15 protein-coding genes are annotated in these 20,795 nt (G+C 64.5%); 6 read left to right on the top strand and 9 right to left on the bottom strand.

Going from position 1 to position 20,795, the window contains the following annotated elements; translation table 11 throughout:
* Positions 1 to 6 precede the first annotated feature (6 nt).
* The 4 genes from manD to ABQU90_RS22080 all read left to right on the top strand — a co-directional run bounded on the left by manD (position 7) and on the right by ABQU90_RS22080 (position 7,226).
* Positions 7 to 1,266 (top strand): D-mannonate dehydratase ManD, encoded by a 1,260-nt coding sequence (gene manD / locus ABQU90_RS22065; RefSeq protein ID WP_323523292.1) that lies wholly within the window; start codon positions 7 to 9, stop codon positions 1,264 to 1,266.
* Positions 1,267 to 1,286: 20 nt separating this feature from the next.
* Positions 1,287 to 2,972: a glycoside hydrolase family 43 protein gene (locus ABQU90_RS22070; protein WP_323523329.1), complete on the top strand. Its 1,686-nt coding sequence runs from the start codon at positions 1,287 to 1,289 to the stop codon at positions 2,970 to 2,972.
* 2 nt (positions 2,973 to 2,974) lie between these two features.
* Positions 2,975 to 5,662: a glycoside hydrolase family 3 protein gene (locus ABQU90_RS22075; RefSeq protein WP_323523290.1), complete on the top strand. Its 2,688-nt coding sequence runs from the start codon at positions 2,975 to 2,977 to the stop codon at positions 5,660 to 5,662.
* Between the two features lie 91 nt (positions 5,663 to 5,753).
* Complete coding sequence (locus ABQU90_RS22080; protein WP_323523289.1) at positions 5,754 to 7,226, top strand: mannitol dehydrogenase family protein; 1,473 nt, start codon at positions 5,754 to 5,756, stop codon at positions 7,224 to 7,226.
* A 213-nt stretch (positions 7,227 to 7,439) separates the two neighbouring features.
* Here ABQU90_RS22080 and ABQU90_RS22085 read toward each other — a convergent pair whose 3' ends face one another.
* Both ABQU90_RS22085 and ABQU90_RS22090 read right to left on the bottom strand, forming a co-directional pair.
* Complete coding sequence (locus ABQU90_RS22085; protein WP_323523288.1) at positions 7,440 to 7,829, bottom strand: bleomycin resistance protein; 390 nt, start codon at positions 7,827 to 7,829, stop codon at positions 7,440 to 7,442.
* Positions 7,830 to 7,878: 49 nt separating this feature from the next.
* A complete protein-coding gene (locus ABQU90_RS22090; RefSeq protein WP_323523328.1) occupies positions 7,879 to 8,292 on the bottom strand; it encodes a hypothetical protein in 414 nt (137 codons plus the stop codon).
* A gap of 232 nt (positions 8,293 to 8,524) precedes the next feature.
* On the opposite strand from ABQU90_RS22090, the gene ABQU90_RS22095 reads away from it, so the two are divergent.
* A complete protein-coding gene (locus ABQU90_RS22095) occupies positions 8,525 to 8,683 on the top strand; it encodes a DUF2256 domain-containing protein (protein ID WP_104615202.1) in 159 nt (52 codons plus the stop codon).
* A gap of 237 nt (positions 8,684 to 8,920) precedes the next feature.
* On the opposite strand, the gene ABQU90_RS22100 is transcribed toward ABQU90_RS22095, so the two are convergent.
* Positions 8,921 to 9,847 carry a DNA-binding protein gene (locus tag ABQU90_RS22100; protein WP_323523287.1) on the bottom strand — a complete coding sequence of 309 codons (927 nt, stop codon included), beginning with the start codon at positions 9,845 to 9,847 and terminating at the stop codon, positions 8,921 to 8,923.
* A 439-nt stretch (positions 9,848 to 10,286) separates the two neighbouring features.
* On the opposite strand from ABQU90_RS22100, the gene ABQU90_RS22105 reads away from it, so the two are divergent.
* Positions 10,287 to 11,327: a Kelch repeat-containing protein gene (locus tag ABQU90_RS22105; protein ID WP_430544361.1), complete on the top strand. Its 1,041-nt coding sequence runs from the start codon at positions 10,287 to 10,289 to the stop codon at positions 11,325 to 11,327.
* Positions 11,328 to 11,479: 152 nt separating this feature from the next.
* Here the strand turns inward: ABQU90_RS22105 and ABQU90_RS22110 are convergent, their stop codons facing one another.
* The 6 genes from ABQU90_RS22110 to ABQU90_RS22135 form a co-directional block, all read right to left on the bottom strand.
* The gene (locus ABQU90_RS22110; protein ID WP_323523326.1) at positions 11,480 to 12,517 is read right to left on the bottom strand and encodes an SMP-30/gluconolactonase/LRE family protein; all 1,038 of its coding nucleotides are present in this window, start codon (positions 12,515 to 12,517) and stop codon (positions 11,480 to 11,482) included.
* A gap of 78 nt (positions 12,518 to 12,595) precedes the next feature.
* Positions 12,596 to 13,777: an endo-1,4-beta-xylanase gene (locus ABQU90_RS22115; RefSeq protein ID WP_323523286.1), complete on the bottom strand. Its 1,182-nt coding sequence runs from the start codon at positions 13,775 to 13,777 to the stop codon at positions 12,596 to 12,598.
* 50 nt (positions 13,778 to 13,827) lie between these two features.
* Positions 13,828 to 16,524, bottom strand: coding sequence for a beta-galactosidase GalB (gene galB / locus ABQU90_RS22120; protein WP_323523325.1), 2,697 nt, complete (start codon positions 16,522 to 16,524; stop codon positions 13,828 to 13,830).
* Between the two features lie 169 nt (positions 16,525 to 16,693).
* Positions 16,694 to 18,115 (bottom strand): glucuronate isomerase, encoded by a 1,422-nt coding sequence (gene uxaC / locus ABQU90_RS22125; protein WP_323523324.1) that lies wholly within the window; start codon positions 18,113 to 18,115, stop codon positions 16,694 to 16,696.
* A 45-nt stretch (positions 18,116 to 18,160) separates the two neighbouring features.
* Positions 18,161 to 19,153 carry an endo-1,4-beta-xylanase gene (locus ABQU90_RS22130; protein WP_323523285.1) on the bottom strand — a complete coding sequence of 331 codons (993 nt, stop codon included), beginning with the start codon at positions 19,151 to 19,153 and terminating at the stop codon, positions 18,161 to 18,163.
* 9 nt (positions 19,154 to 19,162) lie between these two features.
* On the bottom strand, positions 19,163 to 20,653 hold the full coding sequence (locus ABQU90_RS22135) for an MFS transporter (protein ID WP_407078798.1): 1,491 nt from the start codon (positions 20,651 to 20,653) through the stop codon (positions 19,163 to 19,165).
* Positions 20,654 to 20,795: the final 142 nt, after the last annotated feature.

The following is a 20,795-nucleotide window of genomic DNA, read 5'->3' on the forward strand; positions in this document are numbered from 1 at the left end:
ACCACGATGTCACAGACCCCCGACTCCCCTGCTCCGCTGCAAGGCTCGGCCCGCGATCGCGAGATCGTCGAGGCGCGCGTCATCGTTACCTGCCCGGGCCGCAACTTCGTCACCTTGAAGATCCGCACCCGCTCGGGCATCACCGGGCTGGGCGATGCCACGCTCAATGGCCGCGAGCTGGCGGTGGCGGCGTATCTGCAGGAACACCTGGTGCCCAACCTGATCGGCCGCGACGCCGGCCGTATCGAAGACATCTGGCAGTTCTTCTATCGCGGTGCTTACTGGCGCCGTGGCCCGGTGACGATGAGCGCGATTGCCGCGGTGGACGTGGCGCTGTGGGACATCCTGGGCAAGATGGCCGGCATGCCGCTGTACCAACTGCTTGGCGGGCGCTCGCGCGAAGGTGCGCTGGTCTACGGCCACGCCAACGGCCGCGATATCGCCGAAACCAGCGACGAAGTGGGCCGCTTCCGCGAGATGGGCTTTATCGCCATCCGCGCGCAATGTGGCGTGCCCGGCATCAAGAAGACCTATGGCATTTCCAGCGGCGGCAAGCCCTACGAGCCGGCCGAGAGCGAACTGCCCACCGAAACCGTGTGGTCCACCCCGCGCTATCTCGGTGTGGTGCCGAAACTGTTCGAGCAACTGCGCAACGATCACGGCGATGAAATCGAATTGCTGCACGATGCGCATCACCGGCTCACACCGATCGAAGCCGCGCGCCTGGGCCGCGATCTGGAGCCATACCGGCTGTTCTGGCTGGAAGATGCCACGCCTGCGGAAAACCAGCGCGCGTTCGAGATCATTCGCCAGCACACGGTGACGCCGCTGGCGGTGGGCGAAGTGTTCAATTCGATCTGGGACTGCAAGCACCTGATCGAGCAGCAACTGATCGACTACATCCGCACCACGATTGTGCACGCCGGCGGCATCACCCATGTGCGGCGGCTGGCGGATTTTGCCGCCCTGCATCAGGTGCGTACCGGCTTCCATGGCGCCACCGATCTGTCGCCGGTGTGCATGGGCGCGGCGTTGCACTTCGACACCTGGGTGCCCAACTTCGGCATCCAGGAGTACATGTTCCATTCCGACGAAGCCAATGCGGTGTTCCCGCACGACTACGTGTTCCGCGACGGGCGCCTGCATTGCGGCGAAACCCCAGGGCATGGCGTGGACATCGACGAACAACTCGCTGCCAAGTATCCCTATGTGCCCAAGCAATTGCCGATTGCACGCCTGGAAGACGGCGCGATGTGGGACTGGTGATGCGCCTGTTGCCGGCAGCGCTGAGCTTGCTGATGGCAGCGCTTGCGCCTGGTGTGGCGCAGGCGCAGGCCAGCGCCGCTATCACTGCCGATGTCGCCTTCGATTGGTTCGATTATCGCGGCGACGATGCGGTGTTCGCCGCGCCGCTGGCAGCTGGTCAGTACCGCAACCCGATCCTGGCCGGCTTCTATCCGGATCCCAGCATCAGCCGCGTGGGCGAGCGCTATTACCTGATCAATTCCACGTTTGCGTATTTTCCGGCGATCCCGGTGTTCGAGAGCCGCGATCTGGTGCACTGGACGCAGATCGGCAATGTGGTCGAACGTGCCGACCAGCTCGACTACGACGGCCTGGGCGTATCGCGCGGCATGTTTGCCGCCAGCATTCGGCATCACGACGGGCGCTTCTACGTGGTGGGTACGTCGGTGGACAGCGGCGGCAATTTCATCGCCAGCGCCGAACGCGCGTCCGGCCCCTGGTCGGCGCTCACATGGTTGCCGAGCATCGATGGCATCGACCCGTCGTTGTTCTTCGACACCGATGGCAGCGCGTATTTGCTCAACAACGGCCCACCGGAAGGTACACCGTTGTACGAAGGCCACCGCGCGATCTGGATGCAGCGCTTCGACATCGCCACCAATCAGTCCACCGGCCCGCGCAAGGTGCTGCTCAACGGTGGCGTTGACCTGGCCAGCAAGCCGATCTGGATCGAAGGCCCGCACCTGTATCAACGCGACGGCTGGTACTACCTGTCGTGCGCCGAAGGCGGCACCGGGCCGCAACATTCGCAGGTGGTGCTGCGCAGCCGCAACGTATGGGGGCCGTATGCGCCCTCGCCGCACAACCCCATCCTCACCCAGCGCGACCTGCCCGCCGAGCGTGCGCATCCGGTCAGCAATGCCGGTCATGCCGATTTTGTCGAAGCTCCCGACGGACAATGGTGGGCGGTGTTTCTGGCCAGCCGGCCGTACTCCGGCGAGCGCTACAACACCGGGCGCGAAACGTTCTTGTTGCCGGTGCAATGGCGCGATGGCTGGCCGTCGATCCTGCCCGCCGGCACACCGATTCCTTCCATCGCCAACGCACCTGCAGGGGCAAGGTCGCCTGTCGACCAGGCGCCGCTGTCGGGCAACTTCACCTGGCACGACGACTTCACTGCCGCCACCTTGCAGCGCGAATGGCTCAGCTTGCGCGTACCCAAACGCGCGGTGGCCGATACGCAGGCACGCGCCGGTTGGTTGACCCTGCATGCGACCGCGCAAGGCCTGGAAGGCAGCGGCACGCCCGCGTTTGTGGCGCGTCGCCAGCAACACACCCGCTTTCATGCCAGCACCGCGTTGGCGGTGCCTACGCAGGCCGGCGTGCAGGCCGGGCTGGCCGCGTTCCAGAACGCCAACGCGTGGTATGCACTGGGCGTGCGCCGCGACGGCGCTGCACTGGAAGTGTTTGTCGACAAGCGCGACGGCGCCAGCACCACCACGCTGGCGCGCACCCGCATCCCGGCCACCACCACGCAGCTGCGGCTGCAGATCAGTGGCGATGGTGGCGCGTACAGCTTCGGCTACGACGCCACCGGCGCCGGCTGGCAATCGCTGCGCCGCGACGACGACGCCGGCATGCTCAGCACCGCACAGGCCGGCGGCTTCGTCGGCAGCATGATCGGGCCCTTCGCCCGTTTGCAACCGGACCGTACCAAGGAGGACTGACCATGCTTTCGCACCCTGCCCGTTTCACCACCGGCCCGCGCCGCGCCCTGGTCGCCGGCCTGCTGCTGGCGATTGCCGTCGCAAGCACTACTACCCAGGCGGCCACACCGCCGCCGTATCTGGACACCCAACTGCCGTTCGAGACACGCGCCGCCGACCTGGTGTCGCGCATGACGCTGGACGAAAAAGCCGCGCAGATGCAGAACGCCGCGCCGGCCATCCCGCGCCTGCAGGTGCCCGCCTACGATTGGTGGAACGAAGCGCTGCACGGCGTGGCGCGCGCCGGTGGCGCCACGGTGTTTCCGCAGGCGATCGGGCTGGCAGCCACCTTCGACACCCCGCTGATGGCCGAGGTCGCCACCGCGATCAGCGACGAAGCGCGCGCCAAACATCACGGCTTTCTGGCGCGCGGCGAACACAAGCGCTACCAAGGGCTCACGTTCTGGTCGCCCAACATCAACATCTTCCGCGACCCACGCTGGGGCCGCGGCCAGGAAACTTACGGCGAAGACCCGTTTCTCACCGCGCGCATGGGCGTGACCTTCGTGCAAGGCCTGCAGGCGCAGCAGGGCGCATATCGCAAGCTCGATGCCACCGCCAAGCACTACGCGGTGCACAGCGGCCCGGAAGCCGACCGCCACCACTTCGATGTGCATCCCAGCGAACGCGATCTGTATGAGACCTACCTGCCCGCATTTCAGGCCTTGGTGCAGGAAGGCCATGTGGCCGCGGTGATGGGCGCCTACAACCGCGTCAACGGCGAGTCTGCCTCGGCCAGCACGCGGCTGGAAGGCATCCTGCGCAACGACTGGGGCTTCGATGGCTATATCGTCAGCGACTGCGCGGCGATCCGCGACATCTGGCAGAACCACAAGATCGTCCCCACGCCAGAGGCTGCTGCCGCATTGGGCGTCAAACACGGCACCGACCTGGATTGCGGCGACACCTATGCGGCATTGCCCAAGGCAGTGCGCGCCGGGTTGATTGACGAAGCCACCATCGATACCTCGCTCAAGCGCTTGATGACCACGCGCATGCGCTTGGGGATGTTCGACCCACCGGCCAAGGTGCCCTGGGCGCAGATTCCCGCATCGGCCAATCAATCGCCGCAGCACGATGCACTGGCACGCCGCACCGCGCGCGAATCGCTGGTACTGCTGAAAAACAATGGCCTGCTGCCGCTCAAATCCACGCTCAAACGCATCGCCGTGGTCGGCCCCACCGCCGACGACCCGATGTCGCTGCTGGGCAATTACTACGGCACGCCTGCCGCGCCTGTCACCATCCTGCAAGGTATTCGCGATGCGGCGCCACAGGCGCAGGTGGTGTATGCGCGCGGCAGCGATTTGGTGGAAGGACGCGAAGACCCCAACGCCGCCGCGCCGATCGACGCGCGCTATCTGCGTCCAGCCGCCGATGCCAAACAAAACGGATTGACCGGTGAGTACTTCAAGGGACGCAGCTTGGCCGGGCAACCGGTGCTCACCCGCATCGACCCGCGTATTGCGTTCCGCTGGGACCGCAATGCGCCGACCGACGATGCGCTGGGCCGTGGCGAACTGCAGCCCGGGCAGGCCTTGGAGAAAGACGACTTCAGCGTGCGCTGGCACGGCCAGCTGTTGCCGCCGGTCACCGGCGATTACGAACTGCAGATCGCCGCCGATGACGGCGTGCGGCTATCGCTGGATGGCAAGTTGCTGATCGACCAGTGGAGCGATGCACCGCGCATGCGCAGCGGCAACGCCAGCGTGCACCTGGAAGCCGGCAAGGCCTACGACCTGCGCGTGGAGTATTACGAAGCCACCCGCGATGCCGGGGTGCGTCTGGCCTGGCGCATGCCCGGCGCCAAGCCACCGTTGCAGGAAGCCGTGGACGCCGCGCGTAACGCGGAGGTGGTGGTGTTCGTCGGCGGGCTCACTGGCGATGTCGAAGGCGAAGAGATGGACGTCAACTACCCCGGCTTTGCCGGTGGCGACCGCACCGACACCCGCCTGCCCAAACCGCAACGTGACTTACTGCAGGCATTGCAGGCCACCGGCACGCCGGTGGTCATGGTGCTGACCACCGGCTCGGCACTGGCCATCGATTGGGCGCAGCAGCACATCCCCGCAATTCTGCTGGCCTGGTATCCCGGCCAGCGCGGCGGCAGCGCGGTGGGCGATGTGTTGTTTGGTCAAGCCAATCCCGGCGGTCGTCTGCCGATCACGTTCTACAAGGAAAACGAGCGCTTGCCGGCCTTCGATGATTACGCCATGCGCGGCCGCACCTATCGCTATTTCAACGGCACACCGCTGTACCCGTTCGGCCATGGCCTGTCGTACACGCAATTTGCGTATTCGAACCTGCGCCTGGATCGCAACACCGTCGCAGCCGATGGCACGCTACGCGCAAGCATGACCCTGAAGAACACCGGTCAACGTGCGGGCGACGAAGTGGTACAGCTCTACCTGCATCCACTCGCACCGCAACGCGAACGTGCCGGCAAGGAGCTGCGTGGCTTCCAGCGCATCACCCTGCAACCGGGCGAACACCGCGAGGTGAGCTTCACCATCGCCCCACAGACCGACCTGCGTATCTACGACGAGCAGCGCAAGTCGTACGCCGTGGACCCGGGTACGTATGAAGTGCAGATTGGTGCGTCCAGCAGCGACATCCGCGCCAAAAAAGTTTTCACCATCGACAAAAAGTAAAGCATTAGCCCCTCTCCCACCGGGAGAGGGGTTGGGGTGAGGGTACGGCCCCACGCACCTTCACCAGGCAACACGTCTCGCAGAAACCCATATGCCAACGCCACGCTTGTCACGCAGTACACTCGCCGCGCTACCGCACTCTGTCATCACCCCTGGCTACGACACTGCAGCCACCACCATCGGTATCGTGCATCTGGGCGCTGGCGCTTTTTTTCGCGCGCATCAGGCGGTCTACATCGATGACCTGCTTGCCACCGACCCAAGTTGGGCCATCAGCGCCGTCTCGCTGCACAGCCCGCAGGTGCGCGACGCCCTGCGTCCGCAGGATGGTCTCTACACACTCGCCCTGCTCGACGAAACGCCGCAGCTGCGCGTCATCGGCTCCATTCGCGAAGTGTTGTGCGCTGCGGACGAACACGCTGCGGTACTCGCACGCCTCGCCGACCCAGCGGTGCGCCTGGTCACGCTCACCATCACCGAAAAAGGCTACTGCCTGGCCGGCGATACGTTGGATCTGAGCCACCCCGATATCGTGCACGACATCGCCAGCCCCGCCGCACCCCGGAGCGCCATCGGCTATCTGGTGGCCGGCCTGCAACAGCGCTTGCAGCGCGGCATCGCACCGTTCACCGCACTGAGTTGCGACAACCTGGCCGACAACGGCAGCCTGCTGCGTCGCGCGGTGGTGACGCTTGCAGGCCAGCACGATCCCGCGCTTGCGGCGTGGATCGACCAGCACGTCAGCTTTCCGCGCTCGATGGTCGACAGCATCACGCCAGCCACCGACGATGCGGTGCGCCAGCAGGTGCAAGCGCAACTCGGTCAGTCCGACGCATGGCCTATCCAGCGCGAGCGTTACACCCAGTGGGTTGTCGAAGATCGCTTCTGCAATGGACGTCCTGCGCTGGAGCGCGCCGGTGTCGTGCTGAGCGACGACATCGCCGGTTACGCGCGCGCCAAGCTGCGCTTGCTCAACGCACCACACTCCGCACTCGCCTATCTCGGCAGTCTGCTGGAGCGCGACACCGTGGCCGACGCCATGCGTCAGCCTCCATTAGCAGCTTTTGTCGAAACACTGATGCGCCAGGACATCGCCCCCACCCTGCAGCCCATGCCGGGCTTCGACGCGCAGCGCTACAGCGATGCCATCCTTGCGCGGTTCCGCAATCCCGCCATCCGCCATCTGTTGGCACAGATCGCCTGGGACGGCTCGCAAAAGCTTCCGGTGCGGCTGCTCTCCACGATCGGCGACGCGCTCGCTGCAGGCCAACCGATCGATCGCCTCTGCCTGCCGCTGGCCGCGTGGCTGCAGTTCGTTCGCAGGCAGGCGCACACCGGCACTGCGCTGATCGATCCCTTGAGCGAGGTGCTCAGCGCGCTGGGACGCGACGCAACCGGCGATGCCGGCCACGATATCGCCTTATTTCTCAAGCTGGATGCCGTGTTCGCACCGTTGTCTGCGGATGTGCGGTTTTCTGCAGCGCTGACTACCGCGTACGCTGCGCTGGGTGCCGCGACACCGCACGACGTGGAGAAAGCGCTTGTCGCGATGCGTGTTGTCTAGCGGATGCGCTGGGCGCCATTTCGGCCAGCGATATGTCGGCCATCGATTTGAAAGTGCTGCTTTGAAAGCGCTGCGATACGCAATGCGCCACTGCCTGACGCGATGGCAGATCAGCGGGCATGCAATCTAACGCGGCGCCAGCGTCAGCATTGCCGTCGAGCGCTGTCGACGGGAGTCGAATCCGATGCTCCCGCGTCGTGAATCCCTGCCCGGTTACCCGGCTGCAATGACCTGACCAATCCGCAGCAAATTGCCGCTCTCATCCACAATCGCAAACTCGCGCATCCCCCAAGGCTTGTCGGCCACCGAGTCGATCCGCGGAATGCCGCGCTGCGGAAGTGCCGCCGACTGCATCGCCGCGTAGATCTCATCTACATCACCCACCCGCAGATAGCACCCCGCATAACAAGCAGCCGGGTCGAGATCCGGATGCGCAAAGAAATGCAGCTCCACAGCGCCACGCCGCATGATCGTGTATCCCGCATCATGCGGATGCGCATCGCCCTCAAACCCGAGCCGCCGATAGAACGCCAGCGTCTGCGCAATCGAGCGGCTGGGCAGGATTGGGATGGTTTGGTCAACTACCTTGCTCTGGGTGCTCATCGTGGACTCCTGCCTGCAGATGATCGGCGTTCAAACGCCAGTGGTGGCTTTAACCTACTTCGACCTGACGCCTGGATTCTGAAAGACGTATCACTACCAGCGCAAGCAGCGCCAGGAAGCTAAACTCCCACACATAGAACGCCACACCGACGTGATCGATCAGCACCTCGTGCCCGGCTTCGTTCTTTGCAAATTTTGTTGCGCGAAAGGTGTCCAACCCGATCAGGCAGGCCGACAGCGTCAAGGCCGACGCCATCCGGTACAGCTTGAGGAAATAGCAGAGCAAGGCGATGAAAAACAGCGGATTGCTCATCCAGGCAATGCATTGACCGTCGAGCACCTGCATCCAACCGAACAGCAGGATGACCAGACCGCCGATGTCATCTCCGCCCCCATGCAGCACGGGAAGGCATAGCGCGACCAGGTAGAGAAGCGCCGACGACACGAGCAGGAATAGCTTCACACACGTCCCTATCTTGAAATGATGCACAGCGGCTGTGTTGTGCGACAGCATCTGCGCTGGAAGATTGGCCTGCACTATATCAAGGCAGGTGATCTTGGATTTCGGACCGACACATCCGCGATGAATCTGCGGCACGCCAGGCGAGACGCATCACGTGTGGGTTTCGGCGCTGCGTGTCGCTGTGACATGCTTGACCTCCGTGTTCACGACGACATGCGTTACCACCATAGACATGGCAATGCGCAAAAAGCAGGATCTGCCGGAGAAGGTTTGCGTGCAATGCGGGCGGCCATTCCGTTGGCGCAAGAAGTGGGAGAAGGTCTGGGACGAGGTGAAGTACTGCTCGGACCGTTGCCGCGGCGATAGCAAGCGGCACCGACCCGCCCCCTAGCGAAGCTGGCCTACCGCTTGCGTCGTCGGCGAACAGGCAGGGTCGGTGCTCGGATCGGTATGCCGCATACGGCCGCTGAAGGTGCGCCGCGCCGAGCCCGCCATTACTGCCCAGGTGACGATTGCTGGCAACGCTTGCCGGCCGCCTGGCTTGATAAGGCCGCAACGCTACTCCGCTGCGGCCACGCTTCTGACGCTGACGCAGCGTGACCCGATGGCGGGCATCCGCTGACAACCGCTAACGCTTTGTTGCCGCCTTCTTCGCCGTACTCGACTTGCTCGCACGCTTGGTGCTACTGCGCTTGCTGGCCACTGCCATATTGTCGACCAGGTTCGGATACGGCCGGCCGGCTGCCTTGGCGCGCTTTTTGGCTTTGGCTTTTTGGGCAGGAGACAGCGACGTTGAGGCCGACTTTTTGACCGGATTGGGCTTGGTCCAAGGCGCGGCCTGTTTCGTGCCGCTCGTGTTTGCACTACGAGCAGTAACACGTTTCTTTGCAGCGCGGTTGCGAGTGTCAGCCTTTTTGGTCGACACCTTCTTGGCTGCTGTCTTCTTGCTGGCTGTCCTCTTGCTGGCTGTCCTCTTGCTGGCTGTCTTCTTGCTGGCTTTCCTTGCAACCCCCTTCACGACAGACCCCGCGTTGCTCTTTTTGCCAGCTGCTTTTTTACTCGCCGTCGTTTTAGCGACGGCCGTCTTCGCCACGGCCTTCTTGACGGCCTTTTTAAATGCTGCTTTCTTGGCTGCGCTTGTCTTGGTCGCAGCCTTCTTGCCTCCGGCAGCGGTACTGCTGGTGCTCCGCTTCAATGGGGTGGCCGTCTTGGTGGTGGCCTGCGCGTCCAGCTGCCGCAACACCCGCTCTGCCCAGCGTTGCCCGGCATCGCCGCCCCACAACAGCCAGGCGATGTACCCGGCCGAAGGTGCCTTGGCATCTGCCCACCCCTTGCCCTGCTTGTCCACGCTGTGACGTGCGAAGTACGCATGCATGCGCCGTATCGTCTGTGCAGATAGCGACTTCTGCGCGGACAGATCGCGCGCACGCGCCACACCAATCGCGGTGCCGCCACGCCCATGCTGCTCACGTAGCTTCAGGCCGCGTGCGGCCGCCTGCGCGACATTCTTTGGCGGTGAGAGATCAACCGTGTGCGTCGTAGCGGTGCGCGCCATGCGAAGAGTCCTGACAGGAAGCGTGACCGGTAGTGTTCGCATCTGCGATGCAGCTTACGTGAAGACGTGTAGCCGTCGATTATCGTTGACCTGTCTGTGCTACATGCGCTGCAGCGACTGCCCGCGCAACGCCAATCAACTAATCGCCAAAGAATGACGCGTACTCCCTAGTGCCATGCGTCGGCGCTGCACGATGACCCAGCAAATCAGCCGATGATTGCTGCAAGCCTGCGATGCACCGCGTATGTCGTCGATTCAATGGCAGCCGCCTGAAGCGGCGACGCGAACCCGCGCTGCTGCATGCTCGTGAAAGGCTGACCACGTCGAATTGCCCATCGAACCGCGATTGATCACCTATGGATCAGTCTGCTCGCAGCGAAGACGTGGCATCGGCGTGCCGATACACTCGATCACACGTTGTCATCGGAGGGAACATGCCTTGAAACTGTCAGCACTAGCCGTCATCACCGCCGTCGCGTTCGCCGCGCCGCTCCTTGCACTGTCGGTCGAGGACGCGTGTGCCGTAGAGCGGGCATCGCACAATCAGATCGGTGCAAGCGAGAGTTGGAAACAGATCCACGCCGATACCACACCGCATGCACGTCACGAGAACAGCATGGTGGCCATCGGCGAGCGGTTGTATCTGATCGGCGGGCGCGACCAGCGGCCCTCGGACATCTTCGACACCCGAACGCGTCGCTGGTCGCAAGGCAGTGCGCCACCGCTGATGGTGAGCCACGCGCAAGCAGTGGTGGTGTCGGGCAAGCTGTATTTTGTAGGCGGATTTACCGGCAATTACCCGGAGGAAGCCTCGCTGACCCATCTGCTGATCTACGATCCGCAGACCGACACCTGGCAGGTGGGGCCAGAGATTCCCGCACACCGTCGGCGTGGCGCGGCAGGCGCAGTTGTGCATGAGGGCATGCTGTATCTGGTGGGCGGCAACGCGCGCGGACACATGAGTGGCTATGTGCCGTGGCTGGACGCCTTCGACACCAAGACCCAGCAGTGGACGCAGCTGGCCGACGCCCCGCACGCACGCGACCATTTTCATGCGGCAGTGATCGACGGCAAGCTGTACGCCGCCGGTGGGCGCAGGTCCGCGCATGAAAGCGGCAACACCCTGGCGCAGACGATTCCGGAAGTGGACATCTACGATATTCAACGCGGCACATGGTCAGTCGCGCCGGCGGCCTTGCCGACGCAGCGTGCGGGCACCGCCGCCATCGTGCGCAATGGCCAGCTGCTGATCATCGGTGGCGAGAGCATGCGTCAGGTCAAAGCGCATGACGAGGTAGAAGCCTACGACCCGGCTAAATCTACTTGGACAGCGCTGGCCGCACTCCCGCAAGGGCGTCACGGCACCCAGGCCGCAGCAGTCGGCGACGATCTCTACATCGTTGCGGGCAGCGGCAACCGGGGTGGTGGTCCGGAGCTGGATGATGTGCTGGTGTTAGATAACGCGGAAGCCATGCGCTAAGCAGCGTGGGCGACAGCCGAGTCGAATCGCAGGAGTGGCTTGAAGGGAAAGCGACGTGTCATGCGGGGCTATCGGTAACGCTGCATCGCGGCCAGGGCCGCTCCTACGAGAGCGGCGACTGGATGGGCTAAGGTTTGATCGCCCGATAGGTGCTACCGCGCAAACTGCAACCCCAGCGCCTTGACCCGCACGCGTGTCAGCATCGCGTGCGAGGTCATGTAGAGCGTGTGACCGTCGTTGCCGAAGGCGCAGTTGGAGATGGCTTCGCCGGTTTCGATGCGGCCCAGGCGTTGGCCGGCCGGGTTGAAGACGATGACGCCGCCGGGGCCGGTGGCGAACAGGTGACCGTCGGCGGACACCGCCATGCCGTCCGGCAGCCCTGGCGAGTCCTTGCCCACCAGATCCGAGGCATCGGCGAACACACGCTTGCTAGTGACCGCGCCACGCGCGTCGAGCGCGTACGCCATCCAGATCGGCCGTTCCGGATCGGAATTGGAAACGTACAAGGTGCGCGCATCGGGCGAGAGCGCAATGCCGTTGGGGAAGCTCAGGCTGTCGTCCAGCAGATGCACGCTGCCATCGGTGTCCAGACGATAGACGCCGTTGAAACGCAGCTCCTTGACCGGCGAGTCGTTCAGATCCTTCAAGCCGTACGGCGGGTCGGTGAAGAACACCACGCCGTCAGTGCGACGGACCACATCGTTGGGGCTATTGAAGCGTTTGCCATCGAAGCTGGTAGCCAGCGGTGTTTTCTTGCGTGTGCCCGGGTCGAGCCTGGCGACGATGCGGGTACCGGAGTCGGCCAGCAACACGGTGCCATCGGGCTCGGCATACAGTCCGTTGGCACCGGCTTCGCGTAGCGTGGCCTGCTCCGGGCCGACATAGCCCGAAGGCGATAGCAACACCGACAGGCCGGCCTGTTCGGACCAGCGATACAGCTTGTTTTCCGGCACATCGGTAAACAACAGATAGCCGCCATTGCGCACCCATGCCGGGCCTTCGGACCAGGTGAAGCCTTCGGTGAGCTTCTCGATCCGCGCGTCTGCGGCAACCACATCGCCGAAGCGGCGATCGAAAGTTTCCACATGCCCGATGGCTGGGAAGCGCGGCAGCGGCGGATCCTTCTTGGTGCAGGCAGCGACAATCGCCAACAACGGAACGGCCAACAACAGATAGGACGGCAAGCGCATCGGGAAGTCCGGAAATCCAGGTGAGTGCATCATGCCATCATGCGGCGGCAGGGTCCCTGCGCATATTGGCGAACGCGACTATCGACCAGCGCTCGCAGGCACCGCCAACACCGCATCCAGCGCCGGTTTTGGCTGGTGATTGCGGTCGAATAGCAGCGGGTAATTGGTGCGGCCTGGCACCGGGTAATCGTTCTTCCACGACATGCCGTCGCTGACGCCCCACACGCTCACGCGCGCAAGCTTGTCGCGCTTACGCCAGAACAGTGCGAACAGCTCCGCGTAGCGGTCGCGCAATTGCGCTTGCACAGCAGGCGGCAGCCCATCGCGGTAGGGGTCCAGAAAGCGCTTGAATTCTGGCAGTTGGAACTGCTTGTGCGCCAACCCGGTGCCGATGACCTGGCCTTCCTTGGTGAGCGGCAGCACGTCCACATCGAGCTCGGTGATCATGACCTTGATGCCGAGTGCGGCGTAGGCGTCGATGGCGTCTTCGATATCGCGCAGGCTGGGATAGTCGAGCCCCCAGTGCCCTTGCATGCCGACACCGTCGATACGGATGCCGGATTGCTGCAGCATCTTGACCATGCGCACGATGCCGTCGCGCTTGGCCGGCCGCCATGCGTTGAAGTCGTTGTAGTAGAGCTCCGCGTCCGGTGCATACCGCTGTGCAAAGGTAAACGCATTGCGCACCACGGTGTCGCCATCGCCCACGCGTTGTACCCAGTTGGTGGAACGGTAACTGCCGTCTTCGTCGATGATCTCGTTGACCACATCCCAGGCCTGCACCTTGCCGACGTAGCGCCCGGCCACGCCTGCGATGTGCGCGCGCATGCGCTCGATCTGCGCGGCCGAGCTATTGGGCTTGCCCTGGGCATCCACAAAGAACCAGTCCGGGGTCTGGTTGTGCCAGACCAGCGTATGCCCCACCACAAACAGATGATTGCGTTGCGCGTAGTCCACGAACGCATCTGCAGCACGAAAGTCGAAGACGCCCGGGCGCGGCGCAACGACCTCGGCCTTCATCACGTTCTCCGGGGTGACCGCGTTGAAGTGGCAGGCCACCAATGCGGCGGCCGCGGCGTCCTTGCCGGAGACGATGTCGGCATTGACCGCAGTGCCGAGCAAGAACCCGTCGGCATACGCGTGCTTGAGCGATGTGCTGACGGTATCGCAACGCGCGGCTGCGGGCAGGGCGGCGATCGCGCTGACGCCCACAATGGCAATGCGCAACAGGGTTGCAAGAACGGGCAGGTGCTTGTGCATGGCAGGTTCCAAGGTGAGGTGCTGCAGGCAACAGGTAGTGGGCAGCGCCATCATTGCGCCACGATCTGTGCCTGCGCGGCGTCCAGGCTGTCCGATTCGACATGCAGCGTGATGGTGCCGCGTGCGCCCGCCTTCGCCCGCACGATCGCCAGGCACAGCCCGTTAAAGGCGTTGCGTTGCGGCGAAGCGAACGACTCCAGATTGGTGGGGTCGCCGTTGTCGGTGGCGACCAGTTCGCCCGGGCCATCGATCCGAAACCGCAGGCGGTCGCCGGCGGTGGGCGCAGGACGTCCGTCGCGATCCAGCAATTGCACGGTGACGAAGCTCAGATCCCGGGCGTCGCCGTCGATGCGGCTGCGGTCGGGCGTGATCTGCAGGCGCGCCGCGCGGCCGGCGGTCTGCACGCGGTCGCTGGCCCACGGCTTGCCGTCCTTGTAGGCCTGCACACGCAGCTCGCCGGGCTGGTACACCACATCGTCCCAGCGCAGCCGGTAGTGCAGCGCGCGCTTGCGCTTGCGCCCCTGCGAGACACCATTGACGAACAGCTCGGCCTCATCGCCGGAGGTAAACACATGTACCGGCGTCACCTGGCCCTCGCGGCCGGGCCAGCTCCAGTGCGGCAGCAGATGCGCCATGGGCAGCTGCGGGCGCCAGCGCGCCTGATACAACCAGTAACGATCCTTGGGAAACCCCGCCAGATCGAAGATGCCCGAATACGCACTGCGCGAGCTGTAATACGGCGTGGGCTCGCCCAGATAGTCGAAGCCGGTCCAGACGAATTCGCCGGCGACATACGGGTGCCGATCCAGCGCCGCAAACACCTTGTCGGCACTGGAGCCGAAGTCCACCGCATGCAGCTCGTAGGCGCTGACCTGATGCGCCACCGAATCGCCGCCGCGCCCGTCGCGTACCGGCGCGCTGATGTCCGGGCTCACCGGAAACAGATACACACCGCGGCTGCTCAGGGCCGACGCGGTTTCGCTGCTGACAATGGCCTTGTGCGGAAATGCGGCATGAAATGCCGGGTATTGCGGCGGTTTGCGGATGCGCTCGGTGCCTGCAAACTCCGGCGCATCGCGGATGCCCTCGCCCTGGTAGTTGAGGCTGATGACATCCAGCGCAGCCGGCAATGGCATGTCCGGCGAGGCGTAGTTCATCGCGACCGTGGCCGGCCGCGACGGATCTTCGTCATGCACGATGGCGTGCAGCGTGCGCGCGATGGCCGCGCCCTGTTGCCCGGTGTACTGCTCGCCGACTTCATTACCGACACTCCACAGCATCACCGACGGATGGTTGCGGTCGCGTCGCAACATCGCGCGCAGATCCGGCTCATGCCATTGCCCAAATACCAGATGGAAATCCAGCGGCGTCTTCTTCATCTCCCAACTGTCGAACACCTCGTCCACCACCAGCAGGCCCATACGATCGGTGAGTTCCAGCAGCTCCGGTGCGGGTGGGTTGTGGCTCATGCGGATGGCGTTGGCCCCCATCTGTTGCAGTAACTGCAACTGCCGCTCGGCGGTGCGCACATTGAACGCGGCACCGAGCGCGCCGAGATCGTGATGGTTGTTCACCCCGCGAATCGGCACATGCTCGCCGTTGACCAGCAGCCCCTTGTCCGCATCGAACACGATGCTGCGGATGCCGAACGGGGTTTCATAGCGATCCACCACCTGCCCCCGCTGGCGCACCTCGGTCACCGCCACGTAGCGATGCGGTTGCTGGGTCGGCGGTGGGCCCCACAGGCGTGGTGCGTCGATCTGCACGCTGCCCTGCACGCGGGTGCTACCGCCGGCAGGCACGGCAATCTGCGCTACGGGAATCTGCGCGACCGCATCGCCACTGCGTGTGCCCGTTGCCGCGTCGAGTACGTAGATGGCGGTGCTGACCTGCGCCTGCGCCGCAGTGCGCGCAGCGTTATCCAGCGTCACGGCCAGCTGGATCTGTGCCGATGCAGCCGACACCTGGGGGGTGGTCAGCTGCGTGCCCCACTGTGCGATGTGCAGCGGCGCGGTCTTGGTCAGCCACACATTGCGATACAGCCCGCCACCGGGATACCAGCGCGCCGAGTCGGGTGGATTATCCAGACGAATCGCCAGCTGGTTGCGCGCGCCGGCAATCGCATACGGTGTCAGGTCCACACGCCAGGAGCTGTAGCCGTAAGGCCAGCCGCCGACCAGCCTGCCGTTGAGCCAGACCGTGGCATAGGACATCGCGCCATCGAGATCGAGAAACAGCGAGCGGCCGCGATCGCTGGCCGGAATGTCCAGGGTTTTGCGATACCAGCCGATGCCCCAACTCGGCAGACGTCCCATGCCGCCGTACGGACCATCGACCAGAAACGGCCCGGCGATAGCCCAGTCATGTGGCAAATCCACGGTTTGCCAGCGGCTATCGTCGAACTGCGGCTGCACATACGCGACGTCATTGCCGGGATTGCCGGGCGGGCGTCGATGCCGTTGCGCCGGGTCGGCGATCAGGGCGTTGGCGGTTGGCAGAATCCACGGCTTGAGCACGTCCTTGGCCGCTGCACGCAGCTGCTGCGCCTGATCCGGGCGCGCATCGGCCACCTTGCCGTCTTCGCTGCGGATCACCTGCGGGCGCGCGTCGTAATCGAGCACCACCGTATTGCCCGGCGGGTCGTCACGCTGAAAGCGCCATTGCGCGTTGAGCGACACCCGCTCGCGCGGTGCGCTGGTCTGTGCGGTGGCATCGAGGGTGGGCAGTGCAAGCCCGGCACAGATCATGACGGTGTAGATCATGTTGGTGCAGCTAACGCGCATGGCATTGCGCCACGTTGCAGCGCGTGGCGACTGTCCGTTGGTCATGACCTCAGCCCCCCGCCTTGCGTATGACGCGACGTTGCACGCCGCTGCTGCGTCGTATCACTGCCGCACACGCAGCGCAGCGGTTGCATCACAGCTTGTAAGCCTGCTTGGGCAGCCGATACGCAAGATCCATCGCCACCTCCACCGCTTCGTCTTCCTCCAACCGATGCTCGGCGACCAGCTTGGCCAGGAACGCGCTGTCCACCCGCCGCGCGACATCGTGGCGGGCCGGGATCGACAGGAATGCACGCGTGTCGTCGTTGAAACCCACCGTGTTGTAGAAACCGGCGCTGGCCAGGGTCTGCTCGCGGAAGCGCCACATGCCCTCCGGCGCATCATGAAACCACCATGCCGGGCCCAGCAGCAGCGAGGGGTAATGGCCGGCCAAAGGTGCCAGTTCGCGGCTGTAGCTGGTTTCGTCAAGGGTGAACACGATCAGGCGCAGGCGCGGGTCGTTGCCGTAGCGATCCAGCAATGGCTTGAGTGCATGCACATAGTCGGTGCGCATCGGAATATCGGCGCCCTTGTCGCGCCCGTAGCGCTCAAACAACGGCCGGTTGTGATTGCGAAAGCAGCCCGGATGCAGCTGCATCACCAGGCCATCGTCCAGGCTCATCGCCGCCATTTCGGTCAGCACCTGTGCGCGGAACAACTCGGCTTGTTGCGGCGTTGCAGCGCCACGCACCACGGTGTCGAACAGGCGTTGCGCCTCGCCAGGCGACAGATCGGCGGTGGCGGCACTGGGATGCCCATGATCGGTGGAGGTCGCGCCGTGCGCGGCGAAGAATGCGCGGCGTTGTCGGTGCGCGCGCAGATAGCCTGGCCAGGTCAGCACGTCTTCGCCGGTAAGCGCGCCGAACTGCTGCAGTGCACCGGCAAACTGCTCATGCTCCGGGTCCACCACCGGGTCCGGGCGGTACGCGGTCACCACACGGCCGGCCCAGCCGCTGTCGCGAATGGTTGCGTGATGCTGCAGCGTGTCCAGCGGCGATTCGGTGGTGGCGATCACCTCGATGTTGAAACGCTCGAACAGCGCACGCGGACGAAAGCCTGGCGTCTGCAGCGCGGCGGTAATGTGGTCGTAGTAATGATCGGCAGTGCCAGCATCCAGACGGATGCGCAGATCGAAGACGGTGTGGAAGACATGATTCAGCCACACCGCCGACGGCGTGCCGCGCAGCAACGTGTAGTGCGCAGCAAACACGCGCCATGCCGCGCGCGGGTCCACCGGTGCGCGCGTGCCATCGGCGTGCGGGATACCCAACGCATCCAGGTCGATGCCCTGGCTGTACAACATGCGGAACACGTAGTGATCGGGCACCAGCAACAGTTCGGTGGCATTGGCGAACGCGGCATTGGTCGCGAACCAGGCCGGGTCGGTATGGCCGTGCGGGCTGATGATGGGGAGCGTGGCGATCTGCGCATACAACCGGCGCGCAATCGCCCGCGTGCCGGGGTCGGCTGGCAACAGGCGGTCGTCGTGCAAGGTCAGCGGCAAGGAGGTGGGCATGGGGTCGGGCACCGAACAGTTGAGATGGGTCATGCAACGCGCGCGTCAGGGCGCAGGTGTGCCGGGATGGGCCGCCACGTAATCGCGTAACCAGGTCATCGCCGGGCGCTCGCTGCCATCGCCACGCACCAGATAAGCGGCTTCCTTGTCGCGCCACAGGCCAGGGCGGAATCCCCACAGCGTGATGCCGCGCACCGCCGGGTGCTCCCAGAAGATCGGGAACACACGCTGGTAATCGGCCAGCTGCTGCGCATCGCTTGGCCCATCCAGGTCGAATTCGGTGATGTAGATCGGCAAGCCGGTGGCGGCCAATGCATCCAGATTGGTGCGATGCACCGACATCGCCACGTTTGGCGTGGTCTCGAACGCATGCTCCTGGATGCCGATGGCATCGACCAACTGTTCGCGCTGCAGCAACCGCACGATCTGCAGATATTTCTGCGTGGCCTGCGTGTTGTTGGTGATGCTGTAGTCGTTGATCATCAGCTTGGTGTGCGGAAAGTGCTGGCGCGCGAGCCGAAACGACTGCAGCACCCACTCCCAGCCGCTGGCGCCGTCACCGCCGAGCGCCTGCAGATAATTGCCGCCGCCGGTGTCGGCCTTGCTGGGCGGGTCGTTGAGCGGCTCGTTGACCACTTCCAGCAGGTCGATGTCCGGGTAGCGCTGGGCCACGGCGGCAAACCACTGCTCGATCTCGCGGCGCTGCTCGGCCGGGGGCAAGGTCTTGATCCATTCCGGCTGCTGATTGCCCCACACCATCACATGCATCTGGAACGGCATGCCGTTGGCTTTTGCGAACCGGTAAGCGGTATCCAATGTGCGCCAGTCCATCTGGTCTCGTACCGCCTCTACCGTGCCCCACTTGCCGCCGTTTTCCGGGGTGAGCTTGTTCCAGTACTGCGCAAAGCCCTGCGCCTGTTGCGGGCTGTATGCGCTACCCAGAAACTTGGACGCGCCCGCTGCCAGCGGCGCGGCTTGCGCCACCGATGCGATGCTTGCTGCCAGCAACAGTGCAATTTTCGCGGTGTGCAGGTACATGGTGATTCCTCAGGAAGATGGAGGCGTTGCGGTGGCCGCAGGCAGCTGCGCCGGCTGCAGCCGAGGCACCAGAGCATGCACGACCGCCAATGCCAGCAGGTAGGCCGAACCGGCCATCAGAAACACCGGCACGTAGCTGCCGGTCGCCTGCAGTAGAAACCCGATGAACGTGGCGATCAACATGCCGCCCACTGCGCCGGCAAATCCGCCGATGCCCACCACGGTGGCCACCGCATGCCGCGGAAACATGTCCGAGGGCAGCGTAAACAGATTGGCCGACCAGCCCTGGTGTGCAGCGGTGGCCAGGCCGATCAGACCCACCGCGAGCCACAGATTGTCTGCGCGTGCGGCAAACACGATCGGCACCACCGAGACGGCGCAGATCAGCATCGCGGTCTTGCGCGCACGGTTGACGCTCCAGCCGCGCGCGATGAAGCGCCCGGCAACCCAGCCACCGGCGATGCTGCCGATATCGGCCAGCACGAAGATCACGATCAATGGCGCACCCAGCTGCAGCAGGCTCAGGCCGTACTCGGCATGCAGGAATTTCGGCAACCAGAACAGGAAGAACCACCAGATCGGGTCGGTGATGAACTTGCCCAGCACGAACGCCCAGGCCTGGCGATGCCGCAGCACCTGCAGCCACGACAACCGCGCTTGCACCGGCTCATGCGCATCGCTGCGGATGTGCGCAAGTTCTGCGCTCGACAGACCGGGTTGCTGCTCGGGCGCGTGGTAACTGCACCACCACACCACCAGCCAGGTAGCGCTCAATATCCCGGTAAACAGAAAGGCCGCCTGCCAGCCCCAGGCAGTGGCAATCACCGGCACCAGCAAGGGCGCGACGATGGCACCGATGTTGGAGCCGGAATTGAAGATGCCGGTGGCCAGCGCGCGCTCGCGGCGCGGGAACCATTCGGCCACGGTCTTGAGCGCGGCGGGAAAGTTGCCGGACTCGCCCAGTCCCAGGAAAAACCGCGCAATCGCAAAGCCCACCACGCTGGTCGCCAACGCGTGGCCCATCGCCGCCAGACTCCACACCCCGATCGCCAACGCATAGCCCAGCCGTGTCCCGAAGCGGTCGATCACCGCACCGCTGCACAACAGGCCCAGCGCATACGCCGCCTGAAACGCAGTGACGATGTAACCGTACTGGATCTCGTTCCAGCCGATCTGCGTCTGCAAGAACGGCGCCAGCACGCCCAGCACCTGGCGGTCCACGTAGTTGATGGTGGTCGCTGCCAGCAGCAGCGCGCAGACGCGCCAGCGCACCCGGCCCAGGCGCGCTCCGGGGCGGGCAGCATCGGCCGCAGGCGCATCGCTCATGGGCAAGGCTCCTGCAAGCGCGCAACCGTGTCGCCTGCGTTGTCGCGATACCTGCTGCGCATCGCGGCAAGCAAGGGCGCAAGCAGCATGTCGCTTGCGCGTTGTCCGATTCGATTCATCGACCACTGCACCTGCACGAAGGTGGCCTTGCGCCACGGGTGATAGCGCTACCATTACCACGCTGCACGCAGGAATCCATCGCGCAGTGCAGCACGCGGCGACCGTCCGTCGGCGTTGCGTGCTCGCAGTGCAGCGTCATGGCAGCGCCGCTTCGCTATGCCCCGGCAACTATGCTGCCCTGCAGCGTGATGTTCTG

Source organism: Xanthomonas sp. WHRI 10207 (assembly GCF_040202975.1).
GTDB lineage: Bacteria > Pseudomonadota > Gammaproteobacteria > Xanthomonadales > Xanthomonadaceae > Xanthomonas.

Bases quoted from the DNA above. Each gene is read 5' to 3' on its own strand.
- manD (WP_323523292.1), top strand. From the start codon at position 7: ATGTCACAGACCCCCGACTCCCCTGCTCCGCTGCAAGGCTCGGCCCGC.
- ABQU90_RS22075 (WP_323523290.1), top strand. From the start codon at position 2,975: ATGCTTTCGCACCCTGCCCGTTTCACCACCGGCCCGCGCCGCGCCCTG.
- ABQU90_RS22080 (WP_323523289.1), top strand. From the start codon at position 5,754: ATGCCAACGCCACGCTTGTCACGCAGTACACTCGCCGCGCTACCGCAC.
- ABQU90_RS22085 (WP_323523288.1), bottom strand. From the start codon at position 7,829: ATGAGCACCCAGAGCAAGGTAGTTGACCAAACCATCCCAATCCTGCCC.
- ABQU90_RS22095 (WP_104615202.1), top strand. From the start codon at position 8,525: ATGGCAATGCGCAAAAAGCAGGATCTGCCGGAGAAGGTTTGCGTGCAA.
- ABQU90_RS22100 (WP_323523287.1), bottom strand. From the start codon at position 9,847: ATGGCGCGCACCGCTACGACGCACACGGTTGATCTCTCACCGCCAAAG.
- ABQU90_RS22110 (WP_323523326.1), bottom strand. From the start codon at position 12,517: ATGCGCTTGCCGTCCTATCTGTTGTTGGCCGTTCCGTTGTTGGCGATT.
- ABQU90_RS22115 (WP_323523286.1), bottom strand. From the start codon at position 13,777: ATGCACAAGCACCTGCCCGTTCTTGCAACCCTGTTGCGCATTGCCATT.
- galB (WP_323523325.1), bottom strand. From the start codon at position 16,524: ATGATCTGTGCCGGGCTTGCACTGCCCACCCTCGATGCCACCGCACAG.
- uxaC (WP_323523324.1), bottom strand. From the start codon at position 18,115: ATGCCCACCTCCTTGCCGCTGACCTTGCACGACGACCGCCTGTTGCCA.
- ABQU90_RS22130 (WP_323523285.1), bottom strand. From the start codon at position 19,153: ATGTACCTGCACACCGCGAAAATTGCACTGTTGCTGGCAGCAAGCATC.
- ABQU90_RS22135 (WP_407078798.1), bottom strand. From the start codon at position 20,653: ATGGTAGCGCTATCACCCGTGGCGCAAGGCCACCTTCGTGCAGGTGCA.